The sequence below is a fragment of the Streptococcus suis S735 genome (genome assembly GCF_000294495.1).
In the GTDB taxonomy this organism is placed as follows: domain Bacteria; phylum Bacillota; class Bacilli; order Lactobacillales; family Streptococcaceae; genus Streptococcus; species Streptococcus suis.
In genome coordinates this window covers 1,222,547-1,237,959 of sequence record NC_018526.1, presented here as the reverse complement: position 1 = coordinate 1,237,959, position 15,413 = coordinate 1,222,547, and the positions used below count along the sequence as shown (strand labels likewise).

13 protein-coding genes and 1 pseudogene are annotated in these 15,413 nt (G+C 45.6%); 13 read left to right on the top strand and 1 reads right to left on the bottom strand.

Annotated features, from left to right (window positions below):
* Positions 1–363: 363 nt before the first annotated feature.
* The 7 genes from mutM (at position 364) to smpB (ending at position 6,677) form a co-directional block, all read left to right on the top strand.
* Complete coding sequence (gene mutM, locus YYK_RS06085) at positions 364–1,191, top strand: DNA-formamidopyrimidine glycosylase (protein ID WP_014735603.1); 828 nt, start codon at positions 364–366, stop codon at positions 1,189–1,191.
* A complete protein-coding gene (gene coaE, locus YYK_RS06080) occupies positions 1,184–1,786 on the top strand; it encodes a dephospho-CoA kinase (protein ID WP_014735604.1) in 603 nt (200 codons plus the stop codon). The genes mutM and coaE overlap by 8 nt, the downstream gene beginning before the upstream one ends.
* Complete coding sequence (locus YYK_RS06075; RefSeq protein WP_014735605.1) at positions 1,773–2,978, top strand: multidrug efflux MFS transporter; 1,206 nt, start codon at positions 1,773–1,775, stop codon at positions 2,976–2,978. The genes coaE and YYK_RS06075 overlap by 14 nt, the downstream gene beginning before the upstream one ends.
* Positions 2,978–3,127 (top strand): 50S ribosomal protein L33, encoded by a 150-nt coding sequence (gene rpmG, locus YYK_RS06070; RefSeq protein WP_012775228.1) that lies wholly within the window; start codon positions 2,978–2,980, stop codon positions 3,125–3,127. The genes YYK_RS06075 and rpmG overlap by 1 nt, the downstream gene beginning before the upstream one ends.
* A 45-nt stretch (positions 3,128–3,172) precedes the next feature.
* Entirely contained in the window at positions 3,173–3,406 is a 234-nt protein-coding gene (secG, locus tag YYK_RS06065; protein WP_002935768.1) for a preprotein translocase subunit SecG, read from the top strand.
* A 431-nt stretch (positions 3,407–3,837) separates the two neighbouring features.
* Positions 3,838–6,207, top strand: coding sequence for a ribonuclease R (rnr, locus tag YYK_RS06060; protein ID WP_014917272.1), 2,370 nt, complete (start codon positions 3,838–3,840; stop codon positions 6,205–6,207).
* A 2-nt stretch (positions 6,208–6,209) separates the two neighbouring features.
* Positions 6,210–6,677, top strand: a complete 468-nt coding sequence (smpB, locus tag YYK_RS06055; RefSeq protein ID WP_014735607.1) for an SsrA-binding protein SmpB — start codon at positions 6,210–6,212, stop codon at positions 6,675–6,677.
* Between the two features lie 86 nt (positions 6,678–6,763).
* On the opposite strand, the gene YYK_RS06050 is transcribed toward smpB, so the two are convergent.
* On the bottom strand, positions 6,764–7,807 hold the full coding sequence (locus YYK_RS06050; protein WP_014917271.1) for a zinc-binding dehydrogenase: 1,044 nt from the start codon (positions 7,805–7,807) through the stop codon (positions 6,764–6,766).
* 153 nt (positions 7,808–7,960) lie between these two features.
* Here YYK_RS06050 and tehB point away from each other — a divergent pair, with 153 nt between their 5' ends.
* The 6 genes and pseudogenes from tehB to YYK_RS06020 all read left to right on the top strand — a co-directional run bounded on the left by tehB (position 7,961) and on the right by YYK_RS06020 (position 15,404).
* A complete protein-coding gene (tehB, locus tag YYK_RS06045) occupies positions 7,961–8,821 on the top strand; it encodes an SAM-dependent methyltransferase TehB (RefSeq protein ID WP_014917270.1) in 861 nt (286 codons plus the stop codon).
* 193 nt (positions 8,822–9,014) lie between these two features.
* On the top strand, positions 9,015–10,838 hold the full coding sequence (locus YYK_RS06040; RefSeq protein ID WP_012028341.1) for a C69 family dipeptidase: 1,824 nt from the start codon (positions 9,015–9,017) through the stop codon (positions 10,836–10,838).
* Between the two features lie 330 nt (positions 10,839–11,168).
* Positions 11,169–13,659 (top strand): annotated as a pseudogene (locus YYK_RS06035) (heavy metal translocating P-type ATPase).
* A 39-nt stretch (positions 13,660–13,698) separates the two neighbouring features.
* Entirely contained in the window at positions 13,699–14,184 is a 486-nt protein-coding gene (tpx, locus tag YYK_RS06030) for a thiol peroxidase (RefSeq protein ID WP_012775224.1), read from the top strand.
* Positions 14,185–14,278: 94 nt separating this feature from the next.
* Positions 14,279–14,614 (top strand): hypothetical protein, encoded by a 336-nt coding sequence (locus YYK_RS06025; protein ID WP_012775223.1) that lies wholly within the window; start codon positions 14,279–14,281, stop codon positions 14,612–14,614.
* Between the two features lie 88 nt (positions 14,615–14,702).
* Entirely contained in the window at positions 14,703–15,404 is a 702-nt protein-coding gene (locus tag YYK_RS06020; RefSeq protein WP_012027323.1) for an ABC transporter ATP-binding protein, read from the top strand.
* Positions 15,405–15,413: the final 9 nt, after the last annotated feature.

The following is a 15,413-nucleotide window of genomic DNA, read 5'->3' as shown; positions in this document are numbered from 1 at the left end:
ATTGGAAGGCGAGATAGCCTGGGGATAGGCTGTCTAAGTCAATCACTTAGAAATAGTTAGCAGAAAAGCCGAAAGGCTTTTACTGCGTTATGGAGAAATCTTTTTAGTAAACAAGAAAGGAAAGCCGATTAGGCGTTGTCTTGAACTCGCCTACGACTCTTTGAAAATCACAACCGTGACCTAGGTGCCGAAGCACCGTCGGTCAGGTTTCTATTTGCTTTGTAATTTTGTTAGAAAGGATGAGTGTTTGCGTACTTGAACCCGAGCTAAAAGCTCGGAAAATAGATAGAGCTCCTTGTGTGCAAGTCACACAGCGTCGCTCTCCTAATTTTCAGTCGCTTTTTACGCTCTTGGTATCGTAAATTGCCCGAATTGCCTGAGGTTGAGACGGTTCGTCGTGGTTTAAATCGGTTGGTCAAGGGAAAGGTTATTTCCAAGGTGGAGGTGACCTATGCCCCTATGATTAAGACTGGTGCTACTGTTTTCTGCCAAGACTTGATTGGTCAGGAGATTTTAGATGTGGACCGTCGTGGCAAGTATCTCTTGATTTACCTGACAGACCATGTCCTTATTTCTCACTTGCGGATGGAAGGTAAGTACAATTTCTTTCCTGACCAGGTGCCTGCCAACAAACATTTCCATGCCTTTTTTACTTTTTCAGATGGCTCGACCTTGGTTTATCAGGATGTCCGCAAGTTTGGCACAATGGAACTGCTGGGCAAGGCAGATGTGGATGCCTATTTTATCAGTCGAAAAATTGGTCCTGAGCCGACGGAGGAAGATTTTGACTTAGAAGAATTTGCCAAACAGTTAGCTAAGTCGAGAAAGCCCATTAAGTCGCATCTTTTGGACCAGTCTTTGGTGGCTGGTTTGGGCAATATCTATGTAGATGAGGTTCTGTTTAGAGCACAAGTTCATCCTGCTCAAGCAAGTAATCAGCTATCGGCAGAGCAGGCGGCAGACCTCCGTCAAGCTACCATAGAAGTTCTGCAACTGGGTATTGAAAAAGGTGGTTCAACCATTCGGACTTACAAAAATGCCTTGGGCATGGATGGGACTATGCAGGATTATTTACAAGTTTATGGAAAGACAGGACAGGCTTGTCCCCGTTGCCAGACAGAGATTGTCAAAATCCAGCTGGGTGGTCGAGGGACACATTTCTGTCCCACGTGTCAGGTGAAATATGGCTAAAATTATCGGTTTAACAGGCGGTATCGCCTCTGGAAAATCAACGGTCACAGCTTTTTTGCGAGAACAAGGCTATCCAGTCATCGATGCGGATGCGGTCGTGCATGAGTTGCAGGCCAAAGGTGGCGAGCTCTATCAGGTTTTGGTGAAAGAGTTTGGTCAAGACATCTTATCAGATGATGGAAATTTGGATAGGGCTAAGCTGGGGCAGGCTGTTTTTGCGGATAGCAAATTGCGGGCTCGCCTGTCTGACCTGCAGGACCAGATCATCCGGCAAGAATTGTTGACTAGAAGGGATGTTCTCAAGCAGACGGAGGATGTGATTTTTATGGATATTCCTCTGCTCTACGAGGCGGATTATAGCGGGGAAGTAAATGAAGTTTGGCTAGTTTATGTCGATAGAGCACAGCAGTTGGAACGGCTTATGAAACGCAATGGCTTAGCTGTTCAAGATGCGGAAAATCGTCTGACTGCTCAGCTTTCTTTAGAGGAAAAACGGGGCAAGGCCCAGGTGGTGATTGACAATAGCGGAGCGGTTGAGGCGACCTTAGCACAGGTTGAGCAACTTTTGGAGGAATTAAAGGATGGACGACGGTAGTAGTTATTGGAAGCAGAATTTGAAGGTGGCTTGGTTGGGAAATTTCCTAACAGGGACGAGTTTTACCTTGGTTATGCCTTTTATCTCGGTTTTTGTGGAAGAGTTGGGAGTGGGCCCTGGACAGGTAGAATATTATGCGGGACTTGCGGTATCTGTTAATGCCCTTGCGGCAGCCTTGATGGCACCTATTTGGGGGAGTTTGGCGGACCGTTACGGTCGCAAGCCCATGATGGTGCGGGCTGCTTTTGCGATGATTTTTACTATGGGTGGTATGGCCTTTGTGCCCAATGTCTTTTGGCTGATTGTCCTGCGGGTCTTGAACGGTGTGTTTACAGGTTACATTCCCAATGCGACTGCCTTGATTGCCAGTCAGGTTCCAAAGGATAAGACGGGGTATGCTCTGGGTACCTTATCAACAGGTGCGGTAGCGGGTAATTTGATTGGTCCGACCCTAGGTGGTATCTTAGCAGAGATGTTTGGCGTACATATGGTATTTTTGCTGGTGGGACTTCTTTATGCTATCGTTGTGTTACTGACCGTTTTCTATATTCGAGAGGATTTTGTTCCAGTCAAAAAAGGCGAAGAAATGTCGGTTAAAGAGGTATTTGAGCAGGTGAAAGATCGGCAGATGCTGGTTGGGCTTTTTGTGACTTCTATGATTATTATTGCAGCTGCTCAGGCTGTTGTTCCTATATTGACCCTCTATGTGCGGCATTTGGGACAGACAGATAATCTGTTATTTGTTGCTGGTTTTATCATTTCCTTGCCTGGTATGGCATCGCTAGTGACATCAGGTTATTTAGGGAAAATTGGTGACCGTATTGGCAATCATCGCCTCCTATTGATTGCTTTGACTTACAGTCTGTTGATTAATGTTTTCTGTGTTTTTGCAGAAAATCCTTTCCAGCTTGGTTTGTTGCGATTCATGTATGGTTTTGGGACAGGAGCATTGTTGCCTTCGGTCAATTCTCTTTTGACCAAGTTGACCCCAAAAGAAGGGATTTCAAGGATATTTTCCTACAACCAACTCTTTAATAATCTAGGTTCTGTTGTTGGTCCCATGATGGGGTCTGCGGTAGCTGCTCACATGGGTTATGACTGGGTTTTCTATCTGTCGAGCGGACTTGTCCTCTTTAACCTTATCTGGTCTTTGACCAATTTTAGAAACTATTTGAAAGTAAGGGATGTTTAGTGAGAGTTAAAATCAATTTACAGTGTTCAGAATGTGGTAGTAAGAACTACTTGACTAGCAAAAACGCCAAGACTCATCCAGATAAGATTGAAGTCCTTAAATACTGCCCAAAAGAGAGAAAAGTAACCCTCCACCTTGAAACTAAGTAGGTTTTATGGTATAATGTCATAAGTTATTGTAGAAAGTGAAAAAATATGTATCAAGCATTATTAGCAATTCTGTTGATTTTATCTGTTATTTTGATTGTAGTGATTTTTATTCAACCGGCTAAAAACCAGTCTAGCAACGTTTTTGACTCTTCTAGTGGAGCCTTATTTGAACGTACAAAGGCCCGTGGTTTTGAAGCGGTGATGCAACGCATTACAGCTATTCTTGTTTTTCTTTGGATGCTGGATGCGCTGGCACTTGTTATCATTTCAAGTAAGTAGATAAATCAGACTGGGACTTGTTCTTGGTCTATTTTTTTGGGAGTGGGCCAGAACTCGACAAGTATAAAGAGTTCGTCTGCCCACCCCCGCATAAGTTGAATAGGTATGGTTCGGAGCGTTATTCGCGAACTATTGAGATTTGCTTTGCAAATCCTATCTCCCACCTCCAACAATCATTTGATTGTTGGAGCAATCAACCACTGCGTCTGGATATAACGCAAAATACAGTCTTTTAGTTTGCTTTTAGTATTAGGCAACGAGCTGCAGACTGTACTGAAGTACGACAAAGCGAGTTCAAATAATGATGAAATTATTTGACGTTGGAAATAGGGAAACGGAGTTTCCTCGTACGTCGCAGTAATAAAAGATAAACTAAAGGACTGAAAGAGAAATAGTGCTAGGTTTTTATCCTGCACTCTGGTAAATACAAGATGAAAAACGAAATTATAAACTATATTAAAGAAGTTGGTCCTGTGACCATGGACCAGCTGGCAGATCAGTTTGGAGCCAGTTCTGCTAAGAGCTTTACAGATTTGGTCAAGCTGGTTTCGAGTATGGAAGGCAGTCGTCAACTTGTCTTTGACAATGCTGGGTGGATTGCTTTGCCAGCTCCAAAAGTGTCCAAAAACAAGGTAACCTTACAGGGTATTTTTCGTGCCCACAAGTCAGGCTTTGGCTTTGTGACCATTGATGAAGAGGAAGATGACCTCTTTGTCAGCCGTGACGATGTTAACTTTGCTATCGAAGGTGACAGAGTTGAAATTGCAATTAAAAAGGTTGCAGATCGTCTCAAGGGAACTGCCGCAGAAGCGGAAGTCATTGATATTTTGGAACATAGCCTGAAAACAGCGGTGGGCTTGATTGTTTTTGACGAAGACAAGCCAGAATATGCCGGCTACATCAAGTCTAAAAACCAGAAAATCGCTCAGAAGATTTACATCAAGAAGTCACCTCTGGTATTGACCGGGACGGAAATCCTCAAGGTTGATATCGAGGCTTATCCCAATAAGAAACGGGACCACTTTGTTGCGACCATTCGGGACGTGGTGGGCCACAAGGATGATGTGGGAATCGATGTCTTGGAAGTTTTGGAATCCATGGACATCGTGTCGGAGTTCCCTGATGAAGTCTTGGCGGAGGCCAATCGGGTACCAGAAAGTCCGTCTGAGAAGGACTTTGAAGGACGCTTGGACCTGCGGGATGAAATCATCTTCACTATCGACGGTGCGGATGCCAAGGACTTGGACGATGCGGTCCATATCAAGCAGCTCAAGAACGGCAATCTGGAACTGGGTGTCCATATCGCTGATGTCAGCTACTATGTGACCGAAGGCTCTGCCTTGGACCGGGAAGCTGTCAAGCGTGGAACGTCTGTCTATGTGACCGACCGTGTGGTGCCAATGTTGCCAGAACGCCTGTCAAACGGTATTTGCTCCCTTAATCCAAACGTGGATCGCCTGACCCAGTCGGCTATTATGGAAATTGACCGCAAGGGCAAGGTAGTCAAGCACTGGATTGGCCAGACGGTCATCAAAACCACCTTCCGCATGACCTATTCCGATGTCAATGATATGATTGCTGGTAACAAGGAAAAGCTTGCTACATACAAGGCAATCGTGCCAAGTGTTGAGCTCATGGTCAAACTCCATGAGACGTTGGAAACCATGCGCTATAAGCGTGGGGCTCTCAACTTTGACACGACAGAAGCTAAAATCATCGTCAACAAGGATGGTCTGCCAGTCGATATTCAACTGCGCCAGCGAGGCATTGCCGAGCGGATGATTGAGTCCTTCATGCTGGCTGCCAATGAGTGCGTTGCTGAGCATTTTGCCAAACTGGACCTGCCTTTCATCTATCGGATCCACGAGGAGCCTAAGTCAGACAAGCTGCAAAAGTTCATCGACTATGCGACCAGCTTTGGTCTGACGGTCTATGGTACGGCCAGCTCTATCAGCCAGGACGCCCTTCAAGACCTCATGGAGCGGGTCAAGGATGAACCCTATGCGGATGTCCTCAACATGATGTTGCTGCGTTCTATGCAGCAGGCACGTTACTCAGAGCACAACCACGGCCACTACGGACTGGGTGCGGAGTTCTACACCCACTTCACCAGTCCTATCCGCCGCTATCCCGACCTGCTGGTTCACCGTATGGTACGGGAATATGGTCACAATCCTGTGGAAAAAGCAGAGCATTTTGAGCAGGTTATTCCTGAGCTTGCCAAGTCTTCGTCCAGTTTAGAACGCCGTGCCATTGAGGCAGAGCGGGAAGTCGAAGCCATGAAGAAGGCAGAGTTCATGCAAGAATTTGTTGGGCAAGAGTTTGATGGTGTCGTGTCTAGCGTGGTCAAGTTTGGTCTTTTTGTCGAGTTACCAAATACGGTTGAAGGTCTGATTCATATCACCAACCTCAACGAATACTACCAGTTCCACGAGCGGACTCTGACCTTGCAGGGTGAGAAATCAGGTCGGGTCTTCCGTGTTGGTCAGCCAATTCGTATCAAGCTAACGCGGGCGGACAAGATGACAGGGGAAATCGATTTTGCCCACGTGCCGTCCGAGCTGGATATTGTGGAAAAAGCTTTGAAAGCCAAGCGGAGAACTGCTAGTCACTCCAACCGTGACCGTGATGATCGGTCAGGGCGAGGACGGGGCAAGCACCACAAACAAGAAGCTGCTGGTCGCGACAGCGGACGTCACAAGTCTGGAAAAGACCATAAGTTAAAAAGTGGTAAAAAAGACAAGAAAAAGAAACCATTTTACAAAGAAGTGGCCAAAAAGAACAAGAAGAAAAGGAGATAGGCATGGCCAAGGGTGAGGGCAATGTGATTGCGCAAAATAAAAAAGCCCGCCACGACTATACCATTGTCGATACAGTGGAGGCGGGGATGGTCCTGACGGGGACGGAGATTAAGTCTATTCGTGCGGGGCGGATCAACCTTAAGGACGGCTTTGCCCAGATCAAGCAGGGCGAGGCTTGGTTGGTCAATGTCCATATCGCTCCCTACGATGAGGGCAATATTTGGAATCAGGAGCCAACACGGACCCGCAAGCTCCTCTTGCGGAAGAAGCAAATCGAGTCTTTGGGCAATGAGGTCAAGGGAACAGGGATGACTCTGGTGCCCCTCAAGGTCTATATCAAGGATGACTTTGCCAAGGTTTTGATTGGGCTTGCCAAAGGGAAGCACGACTACGACAAGCGGGAGTCAATTAAACGCCGTGAGCAAGACCGTGATATCAAACGAACCATGAAGGCTATCAATAGTCGATAGAGGCTGGGAGAAATCCCGGTCTTTTTTGTTATAGGAAAACAAACACCCCAGACAGTTTCGAGACTATCTGGGGCTTATTATTTATCTTAATCCACCGTAATCATAGCTTTAATCGTTTTCCGGTTGGCCATGTCTTTGTAGGCTTGGTCGATATTGTCCAGGCTGTAAGTTTGGGTGAAAACTCGACCTGGGTTGATGTCGCCTTTGAGAACAGCATCAAGCAAAATTTCCTTATCATAGGTTGTGACAGAAGCAGAGCCACCACCGATAATGATATTTTGAGCAAAAGTTGATCCGAGGGCGTGGTTGTTGTAATGAGGCACACCAACAAAACCGATGCGACCGCCATTATGAAGGACGCCGAGGGCTTGGTCAATAGAGGCTTCTGTACCAACACATTCGAGGGCAGCATCAGCGCCACCTCCAAGAATTTCACGGACTTTGGCAATTCCTTCCTCACCACGTTCTGCTACGATGGCAGTAGCCCCTGATTCCAAAGCCATTTGCTGGCGGTCTGCGTGACGGCTCATCATGATAATCTGAGAAGCTCCGCGCATTTTTGCAGCAATGACGGCACATTGTCCCACTGCTCCGTCACCGATGACAACCGCCTTATCACCAGGTTTGACATCTGCTACACGGGCTGCGTGGTAGCCAGTTGGCATAACATCTGCCAGAGTCAAGAGAGATTTGATCATGCCTTCTGAGTAGTCGCTTGGCTGACCAGGAATTTTGACCAAGGCCCAGTTGCCGTAGTGGAAACGAATGTATTGAGACTGGTAGTTGTTGCCCCAGTTGGTGTAGCCTGGATGGTTGTCACAGGTACCGTCAAAGCCAGCACGGCAGGCATCACAGTGTCCGCAACCATGTGTAAATGGAACAATCACAAAGTCACCAGGAACAAGTGTTGTAATGTCTTCGCCTACCTCTTCAACGATACCGATGGCTTCATGACCAGAGTTTGTGTCACCGTGGTCATGGTGAATGTCTTCTCCGTAGCCCCAAAGGTCCGACCCACAGACACAGGCCCGAACGACCTTGATAATGACATCATCTTTGTCTTGAAGGCTTGGTTTTTCGATTTCTGCAACGGTCATCTTACCGGCTTTTTCATAAATAGCTGCTTTCATATTCATCACACATTTACTTGTCAGTAAATATCCTTTCTGATTAATATGGAATATTATACACCTTGGAGTTCACTCCAAGTCAAGAAAAAAATGGGTTTGAATTCATATTTCCTTTGTGATAGACTAAGTGTATCGGAAAGAAAAGGAGAGATAATGACTGTTTTAGTTCCTTACAAACGCATGCCTATTTGGAATCAGGAGACGGTTCCCCAGCATTTTTTAACCAAGCACAATACCAAGGTAGGTACTTGGGCTAAAATAAAAGTCTTGAAAGGTCAACTTAAATTTGAGCCGATTTCAGATGATAATGAAATTTTGGGAGAATTTGTCTATGGTCCGACAGATGATGTTCCCTTTGTCGAGCCACAGGCTTGGCATCGGGTGACTTTGCTGACAGAGGATACGGAGTTTTTCTTGGAATTTTTCTGTCAACCAGAAGACTATTTTGCCAAAAAGTATGACTATACTCGGACACATTCGGAAGTCTTGGAGGCCTTGAAGAGAATTGAGCCTTGTAAGGTCTTGGACTTGGGCTGTGGTCATGGCAGGAACAGTCTCTACTTGGCCCAGCAGGGGTTTGAGGTAACTGCTGTAGATAAAGATGTACCAAGTATTCGGACACTCTTGCAGGTCAAGGAAGTAGAAGATTTGGACTTGCAGGCTGGGACTTACGATATTAACTCAGCTAGTCTGGAGCAGGATTACGACTGGATTATCTCAACCGTTGTCTTTATGTTCTTGGAGCGGGAGCGGGTGCCAGCTATTATCCGCAATATGCAGGAGCAGACACGACCTGGTGGCTATAACTTGATTGTGGCGGCCATGGATACAGAAGATGCGCCCTGTCCTATGAATTTCTCCTTTACTTTTGGAGTAGGTGAGTTGAAGGAATACTACCGTGACTGGGAACTGGTCAAGTACAATGAAGATTTCGGTCAACTTCACAAGCGGGATGAAAATGGCCATTTCCTCAAGATGCGGTTTGCGACCATGCTGGCTAGGAAAAAAGGATAAATATTTTTTTGAAAGCACTTGCAAGGCAGGTGCTTTTGCGTTACAATGTAGGTGCAAATGGGTAAATCATATTATACTCCACGAAAATCACCTTCTGGTTGGATAAGAGACTTGTGTAAAATAGTCTCTGAGTTTATATCTCTGGAGGGCGCCTACTTCTGATTTTCACAGAGTATCAGGAAAGGAGAAGTCTATGAAAAAGACTTTTGTTCGTATAGCCACATTTCTAATGTTGGTTTGCCTATTCCCTGTTCAACTTGTTCAAGCCTGTTCAGGCTTTATTATTGGGAAAGGGTTGACAACGGATGGTTCTATCCTTTATGGTAGAACGGAAGATTATCCATATCCACCAAATAATGGAGCGCACAATAAAAATTATATTGTGGTTCCAGCAACAGCCTATGCCAAGGGGGATATGTTGGTGGATGAATCATTCGGTTTCACAGCACCACACTTGGCAAATGAGTTCAAGTACACCTCTACGCCTGATGCGGCACGTGGGGATGGGTCAAACGGTAATTTTGGTGCGCATGGATTTAATGAAAAAGGTGTGTCCATGACTGCTACTGTTACAGCTATTCCAAATAAAAAAGTTTTAGCTGTTGACCCATTGGTAACTGCGGGGGGACTAGGTGAGGCCATTTTGATTGACTATGTTCTTCCTAGAGTCACCAGTGCGCGTGAAGGTATCGAATTAATTGCGAAGACAATTGATGAAAAAGGTTCGGCAGAAGGGAATATCATTGTTATTGCTGATAAGAATGAAGTTTGGTACATGGAAATTTTGTCAGGTCACCAATACGTAGCCATCAAATTCCCAGAAGACAAGTATGCAATTTTTGCAAATACTTACTATCTAGGTCATGTTGATTTTACCGATACAGAAAATGTGATTGCTTCTGCAAAGGTTGAAGAAGTAGCCAAACAGGCTGAAAATTATATGATGGTTGATGGGAAGTTCCATATTGCCAAATCATATGGACCTGAGAATTATGCTGATGGTGATCGTTCTCGGACATACGCTGGTATAAAATTGTTAGATCCAGCATCGTCTGTAACCTATGAAGATGCTGTGTATGATTTGCTACGTCAGCCAACAGACCCAAGTCGTCGCTTTAGTTTACAAGATACCTTTGCCTTACAACGTAACCGTTTTGAACATCTTCCAGAATTTCGTCCAGACGATGAAGCAGGTAAGGTAAAACAAGGGGATAATGGTGCGAATGACCAAGCGGCAGATGCGACTTATAAATACGCTCTTGGTAATGAAAACGTCATCGATGCCCATGTTTATCAGATTAATAGTAGCTTACCATCAGCCTTCGGTGGCACAGTATGGTTGGGCTTGGCTCAGACAAGGAATACACCGTATGTTCCATTTTATGGTATTGTGACTGATACTTATGAAGCCTTTAAAAATCGCTCAGCTTCTTATGATACCAATTCATGGTACTGGACGGTACAAAATATTGATAAGATGGCCATCTCACACCCAGAGTTATTTGGTACATCAATTCAAGAAAAATGGATTGCACTTGAAAAAGAATGGATTGCTTCACAGGCAGCTCTTGATGCTCAATATGCCGGACTTTCAGAAGATGCAGCCGTAGCTCTGGCTCCAACTGTAACAGAGGCAACCTTGGCTCGTTCAGCAGAGATTTTTGCCCAACTAAAAGCTGTTGAAGCTGAAATGATGGCAAAAATTGAAGCAGCAACAACTCCGTCATCAAGTAGTACTGAACCATCGACCAGCACTGAGCCATCATCAAGTGGTACCGAAACTTCAACCAGTACAAGTCAGTCTACAAGTGATTCTAACACAGGAGGAGCTACGGATACTTCCTCATCAAGCCGAACAGTAGTGCCTTCTGATAAGAAAGTAACACCTACCAATAAAAAAGGTAAATCAAGTCTTCCTAGTACAGGTGAGCAAGTCAGCCTCTTGTTGGTGGCGCTAGGTGTTGCAGGAATTTTAACAGCAATTTTTCTTCATCGAAAAAAATCCAGTAAAGAATAAATAGAGCTAGTAAGAAATAGGTTGGGGTCTCTCCAATCTATTTTTTATACTCAATGAAAATCAAAAACAGACTTGCTCCAAAGGTTTGGGGAACCTTTGGAGGTTGGAGATAGAGCGAACCTAGTTCGTATCGATATGATGTAGATAGAACACTGTTCCTTTTATATTTCAAGGGAACAGGCTGAAAACCTCCACAGGAGCTTTTCAGTCATCAAATCAAGTCAACAACGTCTGATTTTGATTTTCGAAGAGTATTAATCAAAAATGTTTACAAACGTAGTCGTATATTGTATAATTTGTTTACAGATGTAGTCGGAAAAGGAGTAACCTATGAAACAAGCAAGCTATCCCATTCAAGGTATGACCTGCGCTTCCTGTGCTCTGACGGTTGAGAAAGCGGTTGGTAAACTAGCAGGAATGGAAGAAGTCAGTGTCAACCTAGCGACTGAAAAATTGAGTGTCAGCTATGATGAAAAGCTTTTGGGACTAGAGGATATTCGTCAGGCAGTTGAAAAGGCGGGGTACCAGCTAGTCGATAACTTGGTGACCGAGTCTTATGACATTTCAGGCATGACCTGTGCTTCCTGTGCTCTGACGGTTGAAAAAGCTCTGGGCAAACTAGAGGGTGTAGAAGAAGTCAGTGTCAATCTAGCAACAGAAAAGGCGACTATCCGTTATAGCCGTCATAGGCAAAATCCAGCTAGTCTTGAAAGAGCAGTTGAGCAGGCAGGTTATCAGTTGATTAGACCAGAAAAAGTAGAAGGGGCTGCGGACAAGGGACCGAGCACGGAAGAAAAGCTGAGGCATCGATTTGTCTGGTCAGCAGCATTTACTTTTCCACTGCTCTATATTGCTATGGGTCCTATGTTGCCTTGGGGAGGGCTTCCGTTACCAGCTTTGCTCCACCAACCGCTAGTCTATGCGATCAGCCAAGTTATCTTGCTCATCCCTATCCTCTATATCGGACGCAGTTTTTTTCCAAAAAGGCTTTAAAACTCTCTTGCAAGGCCATCCCAATATGGATTCCTTGATTGCTGTTGGGACAGGGGCAGCCTTGGTTCAAGGTCTTTTGATGATTGTGTTTCTTCAGATGGGGAAAGAAGTGGCCATGCACGGTCACCATCCAGAACTGTATTTTGAATCAGCCGCCGTTATCTTGACATTGATTACCCTAGGAAAATATTTTGAAGCTAGAGCCAAAGGTCAGACTTCTGAGGCGATTAAGAAATTGATGGATCTGGCCCCCAAGGCGGCTCAGGTCTTGCGAAATGGTCAGGAAATGCAAGTGCCGATTGAAGAAGTGGTGGTCGGTGACCAGGTTATTGTTCGTCCTGGGCAACAGATTCCTGTTGATGGTCAGGTTCTCGAAGGCCAGACACGTGTGGATGAGTCTATGCTGACGGGTGAGAGCCTACCAGTGAAGAAAGCTCTAGGCAATAATGTTTTTGGCGGCACCCTTAACCAGCAAGGCGCCATTACCATGCAGGCTACCAAGGTTGGTCGTGATACGACTCTGGCCCAGATTATTCGCTTGGTAGAAGAGGCTCAAGGTTCTAAGGCCCCCATCGCCAAATTGGCTGACCAAGTATCTGCAATATTTGTACCAGTCGTCATGGGCTTGGCTCTCTTGTCGGGTCTGGCCTGGTACTTCTTGGGTCAAGAATCATGGATTTTTTCACTAAGTATTATCATCGCCGTCTTGGTCATCGCCTGCCCTTGTGCTCTGGGCTTAGCAACGCCGACTGCCATCATGGTTGGTACTGGAAAAGGTGCAGAAAATGGCCTTCTGTTCAAGTCTGGTCAAGCTATTGAAACCCTACAAGGTGTGAACACCATTGTCTTTGACAAGACTGGGACCATTACTGAGGGCAAACCCCAGGTGACAGACATCCACCTCTTGTCTACTAAAAATCGTGAGCAAGTTCTCCAGCTAGCAGCAAGTAGCGAACAATTTTCCGAACATCCCTTGGCTCAGGCTCTCCTGCAAGCAGCTCAGACAGAAAAGATTGAACTCTTGCCCGCCACAGATTTTCAGGCACTTTCTGGTCGTGGTCTTTCGGTGATAATAGCAGAGCAGACCATCTATCTGGGAAATGAACGGTTGATGCGGGAACAGGGAATTGATGTTTCCAAAGGACGTGCAGTTGCGGAGGCATTTGCCCAGCAAGCCAAGACGCCTGTTTTCCTAGCCAGCCAGCAAGAAGTACTAGCAGTCATTGCCATTGCTGATAAAATAAAAGAGACCAGCCGTCAGGCTGTCCAGGCTCTGCAAACCATAGGACTAGAGGTTGTCATGCTGACAGGAGATAATGAAAAAACTGCCAAAGCCATTGCCAAGGAAGTCGGCATTGAACAGGTGATCAGTCAGGTCCTACCAGATGACAAGGCTAACCAAGTCAAGTTCTTACAAGAACAGGGCAAGACAGTCGCTATGGTGGGGGATGGCATCAACGATGCCCCAGCTCTAGCTCAAGCACATGTGGGTCTAGCCATTGGTTCAGGGACTGATATTGCCATTGAGTCTGCCGACATTGTCCTCATGCATAGTGACATTTTGGATGTGGTCAAGGCTGTCAAACTCAGCCAGGCAACCATGCGGACCATCAAACAAAATCTCTTCTGGGCCTTTGCTTATAATGTGATAGGTATTCCAATCGCCATGGGTCTGTTACATGCATTTGGTGGACCCCTGCTCAATCCTATGTTTGCAGGTGCAGCCATGGCCCTCAGCTCAGTGTCCGTCGTCTTGAACGCTCTGCGATTGAAAACCTACAAACTATATCAAAAATACCAGTCAAAAAACTGGTATTTTTTTACATAAACGCTTACAATGTATATATTAAGTGCAAGGGAGATGTTTATGACAACCTTTATTGGAAAACCGGTGACCTTGGTAGGTCCGCAATTAAGAGTGGGGGATGTAGCCCCTGATTTTGTCCTCATGGCCAATGACTTGAGCTTGAAAAGCCTGAAAGACTTTGGCAAGCAGACCAAGGTCATCAGTGTTGTGCCTTCTATTGATACAGGGATTTGTGATACCCAGACCCGTCGCTTCAATCAGGAACTGGCTGACCGTGACAATACGGTTGTTATTACGGTTTCAGCAGACCTCCCCTTTGCCCAAAAACGCTGGTGTGGCGCTGCAGGTTTGGAAGATGCCATCACCCTGTCTGATTACTATGACCATGCCTTTGGTAAATCCTACGGTGTGCTCATGCGGGAGTGGAATTTGCTGGCGCGTGCGGTCTTTGTCCTCAATGCCGACAATGAAATCACCTACGTAGAATACTTGGATAATGTCAACGAACATCCAGACTATGATGCGGCTTTGGAGGCTGTTAAATAAAGATATAACGGTGCCGGAACAGGCATCGTTTTTTGATGGAATATTTTTGTCTAATTTGATATACTAAATTTATCAAAAACAAGGAGGGTCTTTTATGGAAAAGACACAGATTATTCAAGACGTTTTGGCCCTCATTCAAGACTTGAATCGGGCCTTTCAAGCAGATAAAGTAGGAACAGCTGATGAACAACGGTTCCAACATAATCTGACAGAGACGACACGCATATTGTCGGAGGCCAAGTCGGTTACCAATACAGAACTGATTGCGATTGAGAAATTTTATCGTTCGACCAGTTTTTTGGTTGGACTGGGCGACCTGCGATTGAGTGAAACCAGCAGGCAGGCTTGGCGGGCATTTGACCGATATTACTACGAAACGATCAGAGAAGAACTCAAACTCTATGGCGGCTCTGCTATTGCCCAAGTGTAAAAGATGAAGGAGAGGGTGAAAACCCTCTTTTGTGCTATAATAAGTAGTAAGAATACAGTTTTTAGGAAGAGAAGAAGCGAGGTGTATCATGTCCTATATCCAAGTAAAGAATTCGTCAAAATACTACCAAATGGGAGATGCGACCATTGTGGCCAATGATGGTGTGTCCTTTGAGATTGAGCAGGGTGAGCTGGTCATCATTCTGGGTTCATCTGGTGCGGGCAAATCCACTCTGCTCAATATCTTAGGTGGCATGGACAGCAACGACGAGGGGGAGGTTTGGATTGACGGTGTGGATATCGCCAAGCTGTCAAGTCATGAACTGACCAATTATCGTAGAGATGATGTAGGTTTTGTATTTCAATTTTATAACTTGGTTGCCAATCTGACCGCCAAGGAAAATGTGGAACTGGCAGCAGAAATCGTCAAGGATGCCTTGGATGCCGAGGAGGTCTTGGAACAGGTCGGACTCGGTCACCGAATCAATAATTTCCCTGCTCAGCTTTCAGGCGGTGAACAACAACGTGTGGCCATTGCCCGTGCTGTTGCCAAAAAGCCTAAAATTTTGCTTTGCGATGAACCAACTGGCGCTCTGGACTACCAAACAGGTAAGCAGGTTTTACAAATCCTACAAGATATGTCCCGCAAGCAGGGGGCAACGGTGATTATCGTGACCCACAATAGTTCCCTAGCCCCTATTGCAGACAGGGTCATTCGGATGCGGGATGCCCGTGTGCACTCCGTTGAGTTACACGCAGAACCACAGGATATTGCAAGCCTAGAATATTAGTGGGTGAAA

What these genes read in the sequence shown, in the direction of transcription:
- coaE (WP_014735604.1), top strand. Translation starts at nt 1,184, where the DNA reads ATGGCTAAAATTATCGGTTTAACAGGCGGTATCGCCTCTGGAAAATCA.
- YYK_RS06075 (WP_014735605.1), top strand. Translation starts at nt 1,773, where the DNA reads ATGGACGACGGTAGTAGTTATTGGAAGCAGAATTTGAAGGTGGCTTGG.
- secG (WP_002935768.1), top strand. Translation starts at nt 3,173, where the DNA reads ATGTATCAAGCATTATTAGCAATTCTGTTGATTTTATCTGTTATTTTG.
- rnr (WP_014917272.1), top strand. Translation starts at nt 3,838, where the DNA reads ATGAAAAACGAAATTATAAACTATATTAAAGAAGTTGGTCCTGTGACC.
- smpB (WP_014735607.1), top strand. Translation starts at nt 6,210, where the DNA reads ATGGCCAAGGGTGAGGGCAATGTGATTGCGCAAAATAAAAAAGCCCGC.
- YYK_RS06050 (WP_014917271.1), bottom strand. Translation starts at nt 7,807, where the DNA reads ATGAAAGCAGCTATTTATGAAAAAGCCGGTAAGATGACCGTTGCAGAA.
- tehB (WP_014917270.1), top strand. Translation starts at nt 7,961, where the DNA reads ATGACTGTTTTAGTTCCTTACAAACGCATGCCTATTTGGAATCAGGAG.
- YYK_RS06040 (WP_012028341.1), top strand. Translation starts at nt 9,015, where the DNA reads ATGAAAAAGACTTTTGTTCGTATAGCCACATTTCTAATGTTGGTTTGC.
- tpx (WP_012775224.1), top strand. Translation starts at nt 13,699, where the DNA reads ATGACAACCTTTATTGGAAAACCGGTGACCTTGGTAGGTCCGCAATTA.
- YYK_RS06025 (WP_012775223.1), top strand. Translation starts at nt 14,279, where the DNA reads ATGGAAAAGACACAGATTATTCAAGACGTTTTGGCCCTCATTCAAGAC.
- YYK_RS06020 (WP_012027323.1), top strand. Translation starts at nt 14,703, where the DNA reads ATGTCCTATATCCAAGTAAAGAATTCGTCAAAATACTACCAAATGGGA.